The organism is Streptomyces sp. NPDC060064, from assembly GCF_042736455.1.
GTDB lineage: Bacteria > Actinomycetota > Actinomycetes > Streptomycetales > Streptomycetaceae > Streptomyces.
This window is the reverse complement of sequence record NZ_JBHWWF010000010.1, coordinates 38,514-54,202: the sequence shown is the minus strand read 5'-3', so window position 1 is coordinate 54,202 and position 15,689 is coordinate 38,514. Positions and strand designations below refer to the sequence as shown.

Genomic DNA, 15,689 nt, shown 5'->3' with positions numbered 1-15,689 from the left:
CGGCAGCGCTACGCGCGTAGACGCCTCACTGGCGCGATAGCTTCGCCCCCGCCCTGCCTCCTGCTCCTGCCCTTCTGCTTCCCGCTCCTTTCCGCCAAGGAGAGTGCGTCATCAACGCGTCAAGCCCGCCCGCCGCCGTAGAACTGCACGGCATCACCAAGCGCTTTCCCGGCGTCGTCGCCAACCACGACATCGACATCACCATCCGCAAGGGCACCGTGCATGCCCTCGTCGGCGAGAACGGTGCCGGTAAGTCGACCTTGATGAAGATCCTCTACGGCATGCAGAAGCCGGACGAGGGCACCATCACCATCGACGGCGACCAGGTCAGCTTCAGCACCCCGGCCGACGCCATCGCCCGCGGCATCGGCATGGTGCACCAGCACTTCATGCTCGCCGACAACTTCACCGTCCTGGAGAACGTCGTTCTCGGCGGCGAGAATCTGTACGGCATCGGCAACAAGGCCCGTAACAAGATCCGGGAGATCTCGGAGGCGTACGGGCTGAACGTGCGCCCCGACGCCCTGGTCGAGACCCTCGGTGTCGCCGACCGCCAGCGTGTGGAGATCCTCAAGGTCCTCTACCGCGGCGCCCGCATCCTGATCCTCGACGAGCCGACCGCCGTGCTCGTCCCGCAGGAGGTCGACGCGCTCTTCGACAACCTGCGCGAGCTCAAGGCCGAGGGCCTGACCGTCATCTTCATCTCGCACAAGCTGGGCGAGGTGCTGTCGGTCGCCGACGACATCACCGTCATCCGCCGCGGTACGACCGTGGGCACCGCCGACCCGGCGAACACCACCACCAAGCAGCTCGCCGAGCTGATGGTCGGCAGCGAACTGCCCTCGCCCGAGACCCGTGAGTCGACGGTCACCGATGTGCCGATGCTCCAGGTCTCGGACCTGCAGCTGGCCGCCACCGACCCCGACGGCGTCGTCCGCGAGGTCCTCGCCGGCATCAACTTCACCATTCACAAGGGTGAGGTCCTGGGCATCGCCGGTGTCGAGGGCAACGGCCAGACCGAGCTCATCGAGGCGCTGATCGGCATGCGCGACCCCGACGGCGGCGTGATCACGCTCGACGCCGAGGACATCTCGCACGCCCCGACGCGCAAGCGCCGTGAGGACGGCATCGGCTACATCCCCGAGGACCGGCACCGCCACGCCCTGCTGCTGGAGTCGTCCCTCTGGGAGAACCGCATCCTCGGCCATGTCACCGAGAGGCCCAACAGCAGGAAGGGCCTCCTCGACATCAAGGCGGCCCGCCGCGACACCGAGCGGATCGTGCGCGAGTACGACGTCCGCACCCCCGGCATCGAGGTCACCGCGTCCTCGCTCTCCGGCGGCAACCAGCAGAAGCTGATCGTCGGCCGCGAGATGAGCCACAAGCCCAAGCTGCTGATCGCCGCCCACCCCACCCGTGGTGTGGACGTCGGCGCGCAGGCGCAGATCTGGGACCAGATCCGGGAGGCCCGTCACGAGGGCCTGGCGGTGCTGCTGATCTCCGCGGACCTGGACGAGCTGATCGGGCTCTCCGACACCCTGCGGGTCATGTACCGCGGCCGGCTGGTCGCGGACGCCGACCCTGCCACCATCACTCCGGAGGAGCTGGGTTCCGCCATGACCGGCGCGGCCACCGGCCATCTCGAAGCAACTGACAGCGGCTCCGCCGCGGGCGAAGAGGACGAGGCCCGATGAAGAAATTCGACAAGGACCGGGTGATCCTGGCCCTCGCCGGCCCGGTGCTCGCGCTGGCCGTCGCCGTCGCACTCACCTCCGTGGTGCTGCTCGCCTCGGGCCGCAACCCGTTCGAGCCGTACAGCCTGATGATCGAGAACGCCAGTTACGTCGACGTACAGGTCCTGATCATCAACCAGGCCGGTACGTACTATCTGGCGGCCCTCGCCGTCGCCATCGGCTTCCGGATGAACCTCTTCAACATCGGTGTCGACGGCCAGTACCGGCTCGCCGCGATGGCGGCCGCACTGGTCGGCGCGCGCGTCGACCTGGTGGGCCCGCTGCAGATCGCGCTGATCGTGCTCGTCGCGATGCTGACCGGCGCCTTCTGGGCCGGTATCGCGGGCATCCTCAAGACCACCCGCGGAGTGAGCGAGGTCGTCTCCACGATCATGCTCAACGCCATTGCCACCAGCCTGATCGCCTGGCTGATCCTGCCGGCCAACCTCGGTGTCCAGCCGGAAGGCTCCAACGACCTGACGACCGGCGACATCCCGGAGTCCGGCTGGTTCCCGGGCCTGACCATGGGTGACGGCGGAGAGATCTACGGCTTCACGTTCGTCGCCTTCGCGCTCGGCATCGTCTACTGGTTCGTCCTCAACCGCACCCGCTTCGGCTTCGATCTGCGCGCCACCGGCGCCAGTGAGAGCGCCGCCGCGGCCTCCGGGGTCGACGCCAAGAAGATGATCCTGACCGCGATGCTGATCTCGGGTGCCGTCGCGGGTCTGGCCGGTATGGCGACACTGCTGGGCGACACCCACACGTACAGCCTCAGCTTCCCGACCGGAATCGGCTTCACGGGCATCACCATCGCCCTGCTCGGCCGCAACAACCCGATCGGCATCTTCTTCAGCGCGCTGCTCATCGCCTTCCTGGACAAGGCGTCCGCGACGCTCGACCAGCACGGCTATGAGAGCGAGATCGCCACGATCATGCAGGGCCTGATCGTGATCGCGGTCGTCGTCAGCTACGAACTCGTCCGCCGCTACGGGATCCGCCGCCAGCAGCAGAAGGTGGGCGACGAGCTCGCCGCGGCAGCCCGCAAGAACCGTGAGGAGGTGGCGGCGTAATGAGCACCAGCACGGTCTCCGCAGTGAGCGCGGCACCCAAGAAGAGCGCCCGCCGCAAACTGTCCACCCCGGTCGTCCTGCTGATCATCGCGGGTGCGCTCGCCCTGGTCTCGCTGGTACGCATCCTCAGCGGCGCCGAGGACCTCACCTCCGTCGGCCAGGTCTCCGGCGCGCTTCAGCTCGCCATCCCGATCGGTCTCGCCGGCCTCGGCGGCCTGTGGGCCGAGCGTTCGGGCGTGGTCAACATCGGTCTCGAGGGCATGATGATCCTCGGCACCTGGTTCGGCGCCTGGGCCGGCTACCAGTGGGGTCCGTGGACGGGTGTCGCGGTCGGCATCCTCGGCGGCGCGCTCGGCGGTCTGCTGCACGCGATCATCACCGTCACCTTCGGTGTGAACCACATCGTCTCCGGTGTGGCCATCAACATCCTGGCCGTCGGCGTCACCCGCTATCTGTCCAACTTCACTTTCGCCGAGGCCCCGGGCGGCTCCTCCAAGCAGTCCCCGCGGATCGATCCGATCACCTCGATCACGATTCCAGGGCTGTCGGACTGGATGAAGGATCTGCAGGGCAAACACTGGTTCTTCATCTCGGACCTCGCCGGTGTCATCGGCGGCCTGGTGACCAACCTGTCGCTGCTGACCGTCGTCGCGCTGCTGCTGATCCCGGCCACCACCTGGATCCTGTGGCGCACCGCCTTCGGTCTGCGGCTGCGCTCCTGCGGTGAGAACCCGGTCGCCGCCGAGTCGCTCGGCGTCAACGTCTACAAGTACAAGTACATCGCCGTCGCCGTCTCCGGCGGTCTGGCCGGCCTCGCGGGCGCCTTCCTGGCGATCGTGTCCACCGGCATCTACCAGGAGGGCCAGACCGGCGGCCGCGGCTATATCGGTCTCGCCGCGATGATCTTCGGTAACTGGATGCCGGGCGGCATGGCGCTGGGCGCCGGTCTCTTCGGCTTCACCGACAGCCTCAAGCTGCGCGGCGGTGCCGAGAACGTCCACGCGATGCTGCTGCTGCTGGCGATCCTGCTGGTGCTGGTCGTCATCTGGCAGCTGTACAAGAAGAAGTATGTGCCCGCGGTGATCTCGGCGGCCGCCTCGGCCCTGTTGTTCGCCTGGTACCTGCTGACCAACGAGGTGCCGAGCCAGTTCGTGGACGCCGCTCCGTACATCACCACGCTGCTGGTCCTGGCACTGTCCGCACAGCGGCTCCGGATGCCCAAGGCTGATGGCATGCCGTACCGGAAGGGCGAAGGCACGTGACGGCGGCTGTCGACTGGGACGCTCTGCGCGAGCGGGCGCGTGAGGCCATGTCGCACGCGTACGCCCCCTACTCGAGCTACCCGGTCGGCGTGGCCGCGCTCGTCGACGACGGCCGCACGGTGGTCGGCTGCAACGTCGAGAACGCCTCGTACGGGCTCAGCCTGTGCGCCGAGTGCGGTCTGGTCTCCCAGCTCCAGGCGACGGGCGGCGGCCGGCTGACCCACTTCACCTGCGTGGACGGCCGGGGCGAGAGCCTGGTGCCGTGCGGCCGGTGCCGTCAGCTGCTGTACGAATTCGGCGGCCCCGAGCTGCTTCTGGAGACCCCGGAAGGGGTTCTCCCGCTGTCCGAGATGCTGCCGCAGGCCTTCGGGCCGGGGCATCTGCGCTGACACCGCGGCCCTCCCGCCCGCCGGGAGGGCCGCTCCTCTTTCGCATCCCTCTCTCCACCCCTCTATGCGCGTAGAGTCGCGCGTACGCACTTCATTTGCCGGAAGGAATCCCATGGACGCCATCTCCGTCATCCGCACCAAGCGGGACCGAGGCGAGCTGAGCCCCGAGCAGATCGACTGGGTCATCGACGCCTACACGCGCGGTGAGGTCGCCGACGAGCAGATGTCGGCGCTGGCGATGGCCATCCTGCTGAACGGCATGAACCGTGCGGAGATCACCCGCTGGACGGCCGCGATGATCGCCTCCGGCGAGCGGATGAACTTCGACGCGCTGTCCCGGCCGACCGCCGACAAGCACTCCACGGGCGGCGTCGGCGACAAGATCACGCTGCCGCTCGCGCCGCTGGTCGCCGCGTGCGGCGCGGCCGTCCCGCAGCTGAGCGGCCGCGGTCTCGGCCACACCGGCGGCACGCTCGACAAGCTCGAGTCCATCCCCGGCTGGCGGGCGCTGCTCTCCAACGAGGAGATGCTGCACGTCCTCGACACGACCGGCGCGGTGATCTGTGCCGCGGGCGACGGCCTGGCCCCCGCGGACAAGAAGCTGTACGCCCTGCGGGATGTCACCGGCACAGTCGAGGCCATTCCGCTCATCGCCTCCTCGATCATGTCCAAGAAGATCGCCGAGGGCACCGGCTCGCTGGTCCTCGACGTCAAGGTGGGCACCGGCGCCTTTATGAAGACCATCGAGGACGCCCGCGAACTGGCTTCCACCATGGTCGCGCTGGGCAGCGACAGCGGCGTCAGGACCGTTGCGCTCCTCACCGACATGTCGACCCCGCTCGGCCTCACGGCGGGCAATGCCCTCGAGGTCCGCGAGTCCGTCGAGGTCCTCGCGGGCGGCGGCCCGCAGGACGTCATCGACCTCACCGTGGCCCTCGCCCAGGAGATGCTCGTCGCTGCCGGTATCAAGGACGCCGACCCCGCTAAGGCACTCTCCGACGGCTCCGCGATGGACGTCTGGCGCCGCATGATCGCCGCGCAGGGCGGTGACCCGGACGCCGAGCTCCCGGTGGCCCGCGAGCAGCACGTGATCACCGCCCCGTCGTCGGGTGTCCTCACCCGCCTCGACGCGTACGACGTCGGCGTCGCCGCCTGGCGCCTCGGCGCGGGCCGGGCCCGCAAGGAGGACCCGGTCCAGGCGGGCGCGGGCATTGAGATCCACGCCAAGCCCGGCGAGCCGGTGACCGCGGGCCAGCGACTGCTGACCCTGCACACGGACACCCCGGAGAAGTTCGAGTACGCCCTGAAGCCCCTTGAGGGCGCGTTCGACATCGCCCCGTCCAACACGGAGTTCACCCAGAACCCGATCGTGCTCGACCGCATCGCCTGACCCCACTCGCTCGGCGGGCCGATGAGAATCGGCCCGCCGAGCGGTCCACAGAGCAGGGCATATCCGCCACTGCGACGGGACGGGGACATGGGCCATGGGCCGACGACCGGGTACCACGATGAGTTCTGGACGCCGGGGCAGTCTCCTCCGTGTGGACGCCACACAGCCGATCATCCTGCGCATCGCGGGGAGAGTGTCTCCGGCCGATGTGCCGCTCCTGTGCGCGGAGTTGAGCGCGCGGCTCAGGGGCGCCGACGTCGCCGCAGAGGTCACAGAGGTGATCTGTGACGTCGGCGGGCTCACCCATGCCGATCTGGCCGCCGTCGATGCTGTGGCCCGGCTGCAGCTCACCGCCCGTCGGCTCGGCGGTCGGATACAGCTGCGCGATACCGGGCCGGAGCTGCGGGCCCTGCTCGAACTGGTGGGGCTCGGTGAGGTCGCCTAGATCTCGCGCTCGGACCCCGCGCTCCCGTGACGGTTACGCCTCCAGCCGGTCCGGCAGCTCGAAGAGCGGAAACCAGCGCTTGGTGTCCAGGAAGAAGTCCATCCCGCCGACCATGCCGTCCCTGACCTCCAGGACGATCAGGGCCCACGGCTCGTACCCGTCGCCCGTCTGGCTCGGGTGGTAGTGCGCGAACGCCGGAGAGCCGTTGGCCACGGTCGGGACCAGCTTCGAGCCCCGGCAGACCTCGCCGACGCCGAGCATCCAGCCCACGATGTCGTCGTGGCCGCGCAGCCACAGGTCGTAGGGCGGCATGGACATGGTCGCGTCCTCGTGGAGCAGCGCCGTGAGCGCCTTCATGTCGTACCCCTCGAACGCCGCGACATAGCGGTCGAGGAGCTTCTTCTGCTCTTCGTCGAGTGGGTCTGCCGCGTCCGCCGCGGCCGGCTCCGATTCGGCGAGCGTCGCCCGCGCCCGCTGCAGCGCGCTGTTGACCGAGGCCACCGTCGTACTCAACAGCTCGGCCACCTCGCTCGCCTTCCACGCCAGCACCTCGCGCAGGATCAGCACCGCTCGCTGCTTGGGCGGCAGATGCTGCAGCGCGGCGACGAACGCGAGCCGGATGCTTTCCCGCTCCACCGCGGTCTCGGCGGGGTCCGCGACGGACGGCAGCACCCGCCCGTCCGGCACCGGCTCCAGCCAGGTGATCTCCGGACGGGCGTTGAGCTGCGCCTGGGCCACGGGCGTAGCAGACGTGAGGTCCATCGGCCGGGCCCGGCGGTTGCCCGCATTCAGCATGTCGAGGCAGACGTTCGTCGCGATGCGGTAGAGCCATGAGCGCAGCGAGGACCGCCCTTCGAACTTCTCGAAGCTCCGCCAGGCGCGGACCATCGTGTCCTGTACCGCGTCCTCCGCCTCGAAAGCGGAGCCCAGCATGCGGTAGCAGTAGCCGGTCAGCTCCCTGCGGTGCTGCTCCAGCCTGGATTCCAGGTCCTGTGTCGTTGCCGGATCACTCATCGGGTCCACCCCTGTCGCCCATTGGCCCCAGCTCTTCGGAACCTACAGGAGGGCACTGACAATGGAGGTCAGGTTCCGGGCTTGCGCCCGTAGACGTACACGTCGTCGCCGTTCTTCAGAAGATTCCAGTATGCCTTCGCATCCGCGGGGCGCATGTTGACGCAGCCCCCGGAGCCGGGCGGGTTGTACATCGACTTCGTCGTGGAGTGGAAGGCCTGTCCGCCGTCGAAGAACTGCGAGTACGGCATCCATACGCGGTAGAGCGTCGACCAGTGATTGATGCTTCGCTGGTAGATCTTCTTCGAGCCGGTACGGGTCTCGGTGCCGTTCTTGCCCGTGCGCACCGGCACCGGGCCGTACTTCAGCTTCTTGCCGTCCTGGATCCAGGTCAGCTGGCGAGTGAGGTCCACACAGGCGATACGGCCCTTGTTGGTCGGGCACTTGCCCGCCTTGTTCGGGGTCTTTCCGGCCGCCCGCTGCTGGAGGATCGTGTTCATGGTGCGCCAGGTGATCTCGCCCGCGTACCCGATGGTCGGCTTGATGCCGTGCCAGCCCTGGAAGGTCCGGATCGCCTTGCAGTCGGCCGCCGACTGCTTCCCGTCCACCGGGCGGCCCAGGAACTTCTCCACCTGCTTCTGGTACGGGCCCGTGGACGTCGTGCACGACGCCGCCTGCGCGGGCGCGCTGCCCAGTGCCATGGTCAGCGGAACCACCAGTCCGGTCAGACCGAGCGCGACGCCTGCTCGTCTGCGGTGTGTACCCCTCGTCATGCCCCTCACAGCCACCAACTCCCCTCCGTGCACCGCGCAGTTGCGATATGCCTGCCCGTTGGACGCACGCCGGGGAGTTGGAGTTGTGCGGATTTCTGTGTTTATTTCAGCGCCGGGCCGCAGTGAGCACCAGCCGGTGCTCGGCCCGCGCCACCCGGGTCCCGTACAGCGTGATCGATACTACGCCGAGGACCGCGAGCAGCCCCAGCAGCACCGTGCCCGCCCAGCCGCCGGAGTGGAAGGCGACCGCCCCGAGCGTGCCGCCCGCGCTGCTGCCCAGGTAGTACGCGGACTGGTAGAGCGCCGATGCCTGAGCGCGGCCCGTCTTCGCCGTACGGCTCACCGAGGACGAGGCGACCGCGTGGCCCGCGAAGAAACCCGCGGTGATCAGGACCAGGCCGAGCAGCACGGCGGGCAGCGAGTCCGCCAGCGAGAGCAGCAGGCCCGCGGTGGTGGTGGTGACCGCCAGGTAGAGCGCGCCACGGCGGCCGAGCCGGGCGACGAGCTTTCCGGCGGCGGCGGAGGAGACCGTACCGACCAGATAGACCAGGAAGATCGAACCGATGATGCCCTGGGGGAGGTTGAAGGGCGACTCGACCAGGCGGTAGCCGATCACCGTGTAGACCGCGCCGAAGACGGTCATGAACAGCGCGCCGATCGCGTACAGCCGCAGCAGCAGCGGGTCGGCCAGATGGCCGCGGACCGTCTTCGCCAGGGCGCGCGGGTTGAGCGAACCGGGCGTGAAATTACGGGCCTTGGGGAGCATGGCGCGGAAGACCAGCGCGCACACCAACGCCAGCACGCCGACCGCGGCGAGCGCCGCACGCCAGCCCCACAGCTGTGCCACCCAGCCGGTGACGATCCGGCCGCTCATACCGCCGATGCTGTTGCCCGCCACGAACAGGCCGATCGCGGCGACCAGCGCCTTGGGCCGTACCTCCTCGGCGAGATACGCCATCGCCGACGCCGGCAGACCGGCGAGCGCCGCACCCTGCACGGCGCGCAGCGCCACCAGCCACTCCAGGCTCGGCGCGAACGGCACGAGCAGCCCGACCACGACGGCGACCGCGAGGGAAGCGGTCATCACGGTGCGCCGCCCGAAGCGCTCCGAGAGTGCGCTCATCGGCAGTACGCACAGAGCCAGCGCGCCCGTCGCTGCGGAGACCGTCCAGCTGGCGGCGCTCGCGCTCACGCCGAAGCCGGCGGAGACGGCGGGCAGCAGTGCCTGCGTGGAGTAGAGGAGCGCGAAGGTGGCCACACCGGCGGCGAAGAGCGCGAAGCTCATGCGGCGGTAGCCGGGACCGCCGGGGGCGAGGAGCGCGGGGGAGGGCGAAGGGGACGGCGAGGCGGCGCCCACGGTGGTGGGCGCCTTGGTACTGGCAGGAGGCATGCGTCAAAAGTAGGCCGCCACTTTTCATGCGTCCAATGCATGGAATGGCAATAATCGTTCCCATGGTGCATCAACACAGCTCACAGCCTCGGCTGTCACCAGGCAGTTACGAAGAATACGCAAAGGACACAGCGCTGCTGCTCGCTCCGCGGCTCGCGTACTTCGCCGGGGTCGCCCGCCACGAGCATGTGACGCGAGCCGCGCAGGAGATGGGTGTCCCGCAGTCCACGCTGTCGCGGGCGATCGTGCGTCTTGAACAGGACCTGGGGGTCACCTTGTTCACCCGCAAGGGCCGTACGGTGTCGCTGACCCCGGCCGGCCGTACCTTCCTCACCTCCGTGGAGCGGGCCCTGGCGGAGGTGGAACGGGCGGCGGAGTCGGTGCAGGCGGACGCGGATCCGAGCGGTGGCAGGGTCGCGTTCGGCTTTCTGCACACGATGGGCTCCGAGACGGTGCCGGGGCTGATCAGGGCCTTCCGCGCCGATCATCCGCGTATCCGCTTCACGCTCGTCCAGAACTACGGCGAGGCGATGATCGAGGGCCTGCGCGCGGGGGCCCTCGACCTGTGCCTGACCTCGCCGGTCCCGGACGCTCCTGACTTGGTCGCCCGCCGCCTGGACGAGCAGCGCCTGCGGCTCGTGGTCCCCGACGACCACCGCCTCGCGTCCCGCAAACGCATCAGGCTGGCCGAGGCGGCGGACGAGACGTTCGTGACCCTTGAACCCGGCTACGGCCTGCGGCGCATCACGGACGACCTGTGCGCGGAGGCGGGCTTCACACCGCGGGTCGCCTTCGAGGGCGAGGAGGCGGAAACCCTGCGCGGCCTGGTCGCGGCGGGACTGGGCGTGGCTCTGCTGCCACCCCCGGCGGTGGCGCGCCCGGGCGTGGTCGAACTGACGGTGACGGCACCGCGCGCGGTACGGGAGATCGGCGTCGCCTGGCTGGACGGCCACCCGGACACGGCGCCGGTGGCGGAGTTCAAGAAGTTCCTGCTGTCCAGGCGGGGGCGCCTGCTGCCGGAATGAGGGTCAGGTTCCGAGCCGGCCCACCTTGAGGGCGGTGACGAAGGGGACCCAGGCGGGGGCGGGGATGAGGAGGGCGGGGCCGTGGGGGTGCTTGGAGTCGCGTACGGGGATGAGACTCATTCTTCTAGGTACTGGTACTCATCTCCGGGCTCTTCCGTCCCGCGGAGACTCTCCTGTTGCTAAGTTCCCCAGGAGTAACAAAACGACCACGGGGGGCACTTCATGGCGCTCAGCGCCAGATGGCAGGAGCTTTTCGACGCGGACAGCTCCGGGGCAAGGATGAGTCGGACGTCCGCGATCGCGCCGGGAGACGGCGGCAAGGGCGGCCCGGATCATAAGGCCAGCCAGGGGCCCTGGACCCGCGCGTCGGGTGTCGCCGATGCGCTTTCGGCGGGCGGACGTTCAAGGTCGCCGATGGCGGGGACTGGGGCGTGAACGGAGCTCCCGCCCACTCGCAGTACTGGGAGGGAGCTTCCCTGCGAGGGATGGCCAAGATCGTGACCGGAGGACAGCCGTGACAGCGACCAGAGGGGTGTCCATTGCGACGCTGCTGGCCATGACGGTCGCGGTGACGGCGTGTGGGACTCAGGGGGACAGCGCTACAGGCACGGACGTGAAGCAGGTCAGCATGGACGAGCAGCAGGCAACCCAGCGGGCCGGGGAGATCGTTCGCCAAGCGGTGGACGGCATGTCGCCCAAGCCGATTCTGAAGCAGATCGGGCCCTCCGCCGTCGGCGCATGCGTCGCAGACGACCACGACTCCCGCGAACGGGCGCAGCTCAGCCTTTCCTACCAACTAACAGGTGTGCCGGGTGCCGAGGCCAAGGGTCTGGTGAGGCAGGCACGGGACGCCTGGGTGAAGCAGGGGTACGAGTTCCAGTCCTCGGACGGGGACGGAGACTGGTCCGACCCGTTCCCCTCGGTCGACATGCGCTCCAAGACCGACGACTTCTGGATGGGTGCCGTCACCGGTGTCGTGGACCGCGCCAAGGGCGAGGGCCTTGCCGCGATCACGGTGACCTCGCCCTGCTTCGACCCCGCGGGGGGATCCGAGACAGCCGGCGCGAGCCCAGCCTCCACCCGGACCGACCCCGAGGCTCAGCGCCTGGTCCTCCGCCACTCCAGCCGGATCTACGACGCGCTCCAGGCCCCCTACGCCCCGACGCAGCTGGACATGGAGCTGCGTGTGGTCGAGGAGAGCGACGGGGACGTCTCGCTCTACCACGCCTGGTCGACGGCGCCGCTCGCCCCGGACCAGATATGCGACGGGCCCACCAACTGCGTACGGCCGCCTTCGCCGTGCAGGCCCTGCTGGAAGCCTTCGCGGTGATCGTGGCGCTCAGCTTCCCCTGACCCCAGGCTCACGGTCGCAGCGAGCGGCCGAAGCCCGCCGCCAGTGGCATGCGCAGGCCCAGTGGCGGTGGCGCCGCCAGCGCGTCCGCCACCGGACGGGCGTACCTCCTGGTGAAGAGCGCGCCCAGCACGAAGTCCGCCGCCAGCGCCCGGACTTCCTCGTAGTGCTGGCGCAGCGCGTGGCCGTCCGAGTGGACCTCGAAGCGGCAGATGTCGCGGTTGGACTTCTTCGCGCGCTCGGCAAGGCGGTACGAGAGCTCCGGGTCCGTGCGCGCGTCATTCGTGCCGTGCACGATCAGCACCTGCTTGCCCGCCAGCTGCTTCACCGGTTCCGGTGCCGCCGCCACATCGTCCTCCGGCAGCCAAGGAGCCAGCGCCAGCACGGAGTTGACGGCCGGGTGGCCCGCCGCGTGCAGGGCCGCGCGGCCGCCCATGCCGTGGCCGGTGAGGCACACCGGGACGTCGCCGTAGCGGCGTACCACCTCGTCCACCGCCCATGTCGCGTCCGCCGCGAGATGCGCGTCCGGGCCGTTCCAGCCGCGGCAGCGGTAGCGGACCCCGTGCACGACCAGCCCGTCCGCGCGGCCCGCCCGGGCCAGCGTGCGGCCCAGCGGCAGAGCCGCCGCGTACGAGAGCCGGGAGGGTCTGCGTTCCGATTCCGGGTCGCCGTCCGGCAGCAGCAGCACCACCCCGCCGACCGCGGAGTCCTGCCCCAGGACGCGTCCGCCGCTCGCGCGGCCGAGGCGGGCGCGCGGCGGGGTACGGCTCCCTCGCGCTGCCCTTGCCACGGTCGCCTCACGGCGGGTGTCCGCTCCTCCGGCCTCATCGGCCGGACGCCCCCACCACGGGGGCAGTGCGTGGTGTGCCATGGCAGAACAGTCTCAGAAGGGCAGGTGTACTCCACCCGTCCGCATGGTCACTGTTATGTATCGACGGGCGAAGTTGAGGGGCGCTCTCTACGCGCGTAGGGCGTAGAGTGCGCAGATGACGAGCCAGACCCTCAATACGCCCTCCGCGGACCAGATCCGCCGCGCTCCGAAGGTGCTCCTCCACGACCACCTCGACGGCGGGCTGCGACCGGGCACGATCATCGAACTCGCCCGCGAGACGGGCTATGACGCGCTCCCCGAGACCGAGCCCGACAAGCTCGGCATCTGGTTCCACGAGGCGGCCGACTCCGGCTCGCTGGAGCGCTATCTGGAGACCTTCGCGCACACCTGCGCCGTCATGCAGACCCGCGAGGCGCTCTTCCGCGTCGCCGCCGAGTGCGCCGAGGACCTCGCCGAGGACGGAGTCGTCTACGCCGAGGTCAGGTATGCCCCCGAGCAGCACCTCGAAGCCGGCCTGAGCCTCGAAGAAGTCGTCGAGGCGGTCAACGCGGGCTTCCGGGAGGGGGAACGGCTGGCCCGCGAGAGCGGCCACCGTATCCGTGTCGGCGCCATGCTCACCGCGATGCGGCACGCCGCCCGCGCCCTGGAGATCGCCGAACTGGCCAATCGCTACCGCGACATGGGCGTCGTCGGCTTCGACATCGCCGGCGCCGAGGCGGGCTTCCCGCCCACCCGCCACCTCGACGCCTTCGAGTATCTGAAGAGGGAGAACAACCACTTCACGATTCACGCGGGCGAAGCCTTCGGGCTGCCGTCGATCTGGCAGGCGCTCCAGTGGTGCGGCGCCGACCGGCTCGGGCACGGTGTGCGGATCATCGACGACATCACGGTCGCCGATGACGGCAGTGTGAAGCTCGGGCGGCTCGCCGCGTACGTACGGGACAAGCGCATCCCGCTGGAGCTGTGCCCGACGTCCAACCTGCAGACCGGCGCGGCCGCTTCGTACGCCGAACACCCCATCGGCCTGCTGCGCAGGCTGCACTTCAGGGCCACGGTCAACACCGACAACCGCCTGATGAGCGGTACGAGCATGAGCCGCGAATTCGAGCTGCTGACCGAGACCTTCGGATACACCCTCGACGACATGCAGTGGTTCACCGTCAATGCGATGAAGTCGGCGTTCATTCCTTTCGATGAACGACTGGCGATGATCAGCGATGTGATCAAGCCCGGATATGCCGAGTTGAAATCCGAATGGCTGTTCCGGCAGACCGCCACGACCAGCCCTTCTTCCGTCGGTGAGAGCTGATCGCGACACCTATGTCGAAGCGGCCGGGAATGTCAATTTCCGGCCGCTTCATGGCATTTGCGGCCTTGGGTGAGCGTGGCTAGCTTGCAGAGTCGCTCAGAATCCCCGTCCCAAGGACTCATCCCTGATGAAGCAGTCTGCTGCCAAGACTCTTGGTGTCGCCGTCGTCGGCGCTGCCTTCGCCGCTGTCGCCGCCGGCACGGCCGTCGCCGCCCCCGCCCCCGCTTCCGTCCCCGACTCCGTCACCGGCGTCCTGCCGGTCCAGGACGCGCTCACCAAGCTTCCGGCGGGCGCCCCCGAGTCGCTGGCCGCCAGTCGGACCGCGCTCGCGAACGGCACGACCACGCTGCCCACCACCGCCCAGAAGTCCACGAAGTCAGCGAAGAAGCTGCTGACCGCCGACAAGGCCGACGACCCGGTCGCCAAGCTGCTGGGCGGTCTCCCGCTCGTCGGAGGTCTGCCGACCGGCGGCGGTCTGCCGACCAGTGGTGGCCTGCCGACCAGTGGCGGTCTGCCCGGCATCGGCTGACGTACACCGGCTCCGTACACAAGAGTGGGCGTACACCCGAATCGGGTGTACGCCCACTTCGCCTGTGCCAGGATCGCGGCCATGCGCGTCAAGACCGCAGGGCTGACCGCCCTTGTCACCGTCCCCGTGCTCCTGCTCGCCACGGCCTGTACGAGTGGCGACGACGGGGGGCCCGCCAAGGACAGGGACACGCCTGCGTCCACGGGTGCCGATACGGGCAAAGGCGGTGGTGGAAGCGGTGGCAGCGATGCGTCCGCGCCGCTCAACCGGCAGCAGTTGGAGCGGGCCGCACTGGCCACCGGCGATCTGGACGGGTTCCAGGTGTCCTCCGGAAAGAGTGCGCTCGCGCCCTCGGGCCAGCCCGCCGCCGACAAGTCGCAGTGCCAGCCGCTCGCCGACGCCATGGGCGACAGACCGAGCCCGCAGGCCACCCACACCGTCAACCGCGGCCTTGGCTCCCTCAAGAATCTCGGGCTCGCGGTGTCCGCGTCGCTCAGTTCGTACAGCGAGGCCGACGCCGGAAAGCTGATGGCCGGACTCAAGTCGGCGGTGGCGGCGTGCGCCGGGGGCTTCGGCGCGACCCTCGAGGGCCGCAGTGGCGCCTACCGCGAGGTGAAGGCCGCGGCCTTCACCACTCGCGGCGCCGACGAGACGATCAGCTGGACCACCGTCGGAACGAATGAGGGCGCCGTGGCCCCGATCCATCTGGTCGTGGTCCGTAAGGGAGCGACCGTGGCGCGTTTCATGGCGCTGGACCTCGCGCGGCGCACACCGCCGCGCGTCCCCCAGGAGGTCGCCGACAAACAGCTGGCGAAGGTCGTCCAGGTGCTTGCCGGCTGACTGCGTACGACCGGGCGGTGTCGGCGTACGACCGGGCGGTGCCGCCGTACTACCAGGCCGTGCTGGCGGTCTTCTCGGACGGCAGCAGCACCCACAGCGCCAGGTAGAGCAGGAACTGCGGGCCGGGCAGCAGACATGAGAGCAGGAAGATCACACGCATCGCGGTCGCGGAAGTGCCGAAGCGCCGTGCCAGCGCCGTGCACACTCCACCGATCATGCGTCCGTCTCGGGGGCGGACAAGTGCGGCCATGGTGGGCTCCTTCACGAGAACCTTCGGGGAGCATCTCCGTTGTGCTCCCGATGCATCCATGGTGGCTTCGCGAAGGGGGTCGAAGCGTCG

Annotated in this window: 17 protein-coding genes; 11 read left to right on the top strand and 6 right to left on the bottom strand. The window is 69.4% G+C overall.

From position 1 onward, the window contains the following. Positions 1-143: 143 nt before the first annotated feature. The 6 genes from ACFWDI_RS14360 (at position 144) to ACFWDI_RS14335 (ending at position 6,289) form a co-directional block, all read left to right on the top strand. Positions 144-1,694 (top strand): ABC transporter ATP-binding protein, encoded by a 1,551-nt coding sequence (locus tag ACFWDI_RS14360; protein ID WP_385304085.1) that lies wholly within the window; start codon positions 144-146, stop codon positions 1,692-1,694. Then, complete coding sequence (locus ACFWDI_RS14355; protein WP_385303840.1) at positions 1,691-2,803, top strand: ABC transporter permease; 1,113 nt, start codon at positions 1,691-1,693, stop codon at positions 2,801-2,803. Before ACFWDI_RS14360 ends, ACFWDI_RS14355 begins: the two co-directional genes overlap by 4 nt. Further along, complete coding sequence (locus ACFWDI_RS14350; protein WP_385303839.1) at positions 2,803-4,065, top strand: ABC transporter permease; 1,263 nt, start codon at positions 2,803-2,805, stop codon at positions 4,063-4,065. The genes ACFWDI_RS14355 and ACFWDI_RS14350 overlap by 1 nt, the downstream gene beginning before the upstream one ends. Then, positions 4,062-4,454: a cytidine deaminase gene (locus ACFWDI_RS14345; protein ID WP_385303838.1), complete on the top strand. Its 393-nt coding sequence runs from the start codon at positions 4,062-4,064 to the stop codon at positions 4,452-4,454. Before ACFWDI_RS14350 ends, ACFWDI_RS14345 begins: the two co-directional genes overlap by 4 nt. Positions 4,455-4,566: 112 nt before the next feature. Beyond that, positions 4,567-5,844 carry a thymidine phosphorylase gene (locus ACFWDI_RS14340; protein ID WP_385303837.1) on the top strand — a complete coding sequence of 426 codons (1,278 nt, stop codon included), beginning with the start codon at positions 4,567-4,569 and terminating at the stop codon, positions 5,842-5,844. A 151-nt stretch (positions 5,845-5,995) separates the two neighbouring features. Next, positions 5,996-6,289, top strand: coding sequence for an STAS domain-containing protein (locus ACFWDI_RS14335; RefSeq protein WP_385303835.1), 294 nt, complete (start codon positions 5,996-5,998; stop codon positions 6,287-6,289). A gap of 33 nt (positions 6,290-6,322) precedes the next feature. Here ACFWDI_RS14335 and ACFWDI_RS14330 read toward each other — a convergent pair whose 3' ends face one another. From ACFWDI_RS14330 to ACFWDI_RS14320, 3 genes are all read right to left on the bottom strand, one after another. Further along, positions 6,323-7,303, bottom strand: a complete 981-nt coding sequence (locus tag ACFWDI_RS14330; protein WP_385303833.1) for a sigma-70 family RNA polymerase sigma factor — start codon at positions 7,301-7,303, stop codon at positions 6,323-6,325. A gap of 68 nt (positions 7,304-7,371) precedes the next feature. Next, positions 7,372-8,073: a L,D-transpeptidase family protein gene (locus ACFWDI_RS14325; protein ID WP_385303831.1), complete on the bottom strand. Its 702-nt coding sequence runs from the start codon at positions 8,071-8,073 to the stop codon at positions 7,372-7,374. A 106-nt stretch (positions 8,074-8,179) separates the two neighbouring features. Next, positions 8,180-9,463: an MFS transporter gene (locus ACFWDI_RS14320; protein WP_385303829.1), complete on the bottom strand. Its 1,284-nt coding sequence runs from the start codon at positions 9,461-9,463 to the stop codon at positions 8,180-8,182. Between the two features lie 62 nt (positions 9,464-9,525). Here ACFWDI_RS14320 and ACFWDI_RS14315 point away from each other — a divergent pair, with 62 nt between their 5' ends. After that, entirely contained in the window at positions 9,526-10,488 is a 963-nt protein-coding gene (locus tag ACFWDI_RS14315; RefSeq protein ID WP_385303828.1) for a LysR family transcriptional regulator, read from the top strand. A gap of 3 nt (positions 10,489-10,491) precedes the next feature. On the opposite strand, the gene ACFWDI_RS14310 is transcribed toward ACFWDI_RS14315, so the two are convergent. Next, positions 10,492-10,608, bottom strand: a complete 117-nt coding sequence (locus ACFWDI_RS14310) for a DUF397 domain-containing protein (protein ID WP_385303827.1) — start codon at positions 10,606-10,608, stop codon at positions 10,492-10,494. A 394-nt stretch (positions 10,609-11,002) separates the two neighbouring features. Between ACFWDI_RS14310 and ACFWDI_RS14305 the strand changes: the two genes are divergently transcribed. Further along, a complete protein-coding gene (locus ACFWDI_RS14305; RefSeq protein ID WP_385303825.1) occupies positions 11,003-11,818 on the top strand; it encodes a hypothetical protein in 816 nt (271 codons plus the stop codon). Between the two features lie 31 nt (positions 11,819-11,849). Here the strand turns inward: ACFWDI_RS14305 and ACFWDI_RS14300 are convergent, their stop codons facing one another. After that, entirely contained in the window at positions 11,850-12,530 is a 681-nt protein-coding gene (locus ACFWDI_RS14300; protein ID WP_385304083.1) for an alpha/beta hydrolase, read from the bottom strand. Between the two features lie 295 nt (positions 12,531-12,825). Between ACFWDI_RS14300 and ACFWDI_RS14295 the strand changes: the two genes are divergently transcribed. From ACFWDI_RS14295 to ACFWDI_RS14285, 3 genes are all read left to right on the top strand, one after another. Beyond that, the gene (locus ACFWDI_RS14295) at positions 12,826-13,980 is read left to right on the top strand and encodes an adenosine deaminase (RefSeq protein ID WP_385303824.1); all 1,155 of its coding nucleotides are present in this window, start codon (positions 12,826-12,828) and stop codon (positions 13,978-13,980) included. A 127-nt stretch (positions 13,981-14,107) separates the two neighbouring features. Continuing rightward, positions 14,108-14,509, top strand: coding sequence for an ATP-binding protein (locus ACFWDI_RS14290; protein WP_385303823.1), 402 nt, complete (start codon positions 14,108-14,110; stop codon positions 14,507-14,509). A gap of 81 nt (positions 14,510-14,590) precedes the next feature. Then, positions 14,591-15,349 (top strand): hypothetical protein, encoded by a 759-nt coding sequence (locus tag ACFWDI_RS14285; protein WP_385303822.1) that lies wholly within the window; start codon positions 14,591-14,593, stop codon positions 15,347-15,349. A 49-nt stretch (positions 15,350-15,398) separates the two neighbouring features. Here the strand turns inward: ACFWDI_RS14285 and ACFWDI_RS14280 are convergent, their stop codons facing one another. Further along, positions 15,399-15,599 carry a PspC domain-containing protein gene (locus ACFWDI_RS14280; protein ID WP_385303820.1) on the bottom strand — a complete coding sequence of 67 codons (201 nt, stop codon included), beginning with the start codon at positions 15,597-15,599 and terminating at the stop codon, positions 15,399-15,401. Positions 15,600-15,689: the final 90 nt, after the last annotated feature.

What these genes read in the sequence shown, in the direction of transcription:
- ACFWDI_RS14355 (WP_385303840.1), top strand. Translation starts at nt 1,691, where the DNA reads ATGAAGAAATTCGACAAGGACCGGGTGATCCTGGCCCTCGCCGGCCCG.
- ACFWDI_RS14350 (WP_385303839.1), top strand. Translation starts at nt 2,803, where the DNA reads ATGAGCACCAGCACGGTCTCCGCAGTGAGCGCGGCACCCAAGAAGAGC.
- ACFWDI_RS14340 (WP_385303837.1), top strand. Translation starts at nt 4,567, where the DNA reads ATGGACGCCATCTCCGTCATCCGCACCAAGCGGGACCGAGGCGAGCTG.
- ACFWDI_RS14330 (WP_385303833.1), bottom strand. Translation starts at nt 7,303, where the DNA reads ATGAGTGATCCGGCAACGACACAGGACCTGGAATCCAGGCTGGAGCAG.
- ACFWDI_RS14325 (WP_385303831.1), bottom strand. Translation starts at nt 8,073, where the DNA reads ATGACGAGGGGTACACACCGCAGACGAGCAGGCGTCGCGCTCGGTCTG.
- ACFWDI_RS14320 (WP_385303829.1), bottom strand. Translation starts at nt 9,463, where the DNA reads ATGCCTCCTGCCAGTACCAAGGCGCCCACCACCGTGGGCGCCGCCTCG.
- ACFWDI_RS14315 (WP_385303828.1), top strand. Translation starts at nt 9,526, where the DNA reads ATGGTGCATCAACACAGCTCACAGCCTCGGCTGTCACCAGGCAGTTAC.
- ACFWDI_RS14310 (WP_385303827.1), bottom strand. Translation starts at nt 10,608, where the DNA reads ATGAGTCTCATCCCCGTACGCGACTCCAAGCACCCCCACGGCCCCGCC.
- ACFWDI_RS14295 (WP_385303824.1), top strand. Translation starts at nt 12,826, where the DNA reads ATGACGAGCCAGACCCTCAATACGCCCTCCGCGGACCAGATCCGCCGC.
- ACFWDI_RS14290 (WP_385303823.1), top strand. Translation starts at nt 14,108, where the DNA reads ATGAAGCAGTCTGCTGCCAAGACTCTTGGTGTCGCCGTCGTCGGCGCT.
- ACFWDI_RS14285 (WP_385303822.1), top strand. Translation starts at nt 14,591, where the DNA reads ATGCGCGTCAAGACCGCAGGGCTGACCGCCCTTGTCACCGTCCCCGTG.
- ACFWDI_RS14280 (WP_385303820.1), bottom strand. Translation starts at nt 15,599, where the DNA reads ATGGCCGCACTTGTCCGCCCCCGAGACGGACGCATGATCGGTGGAGTG.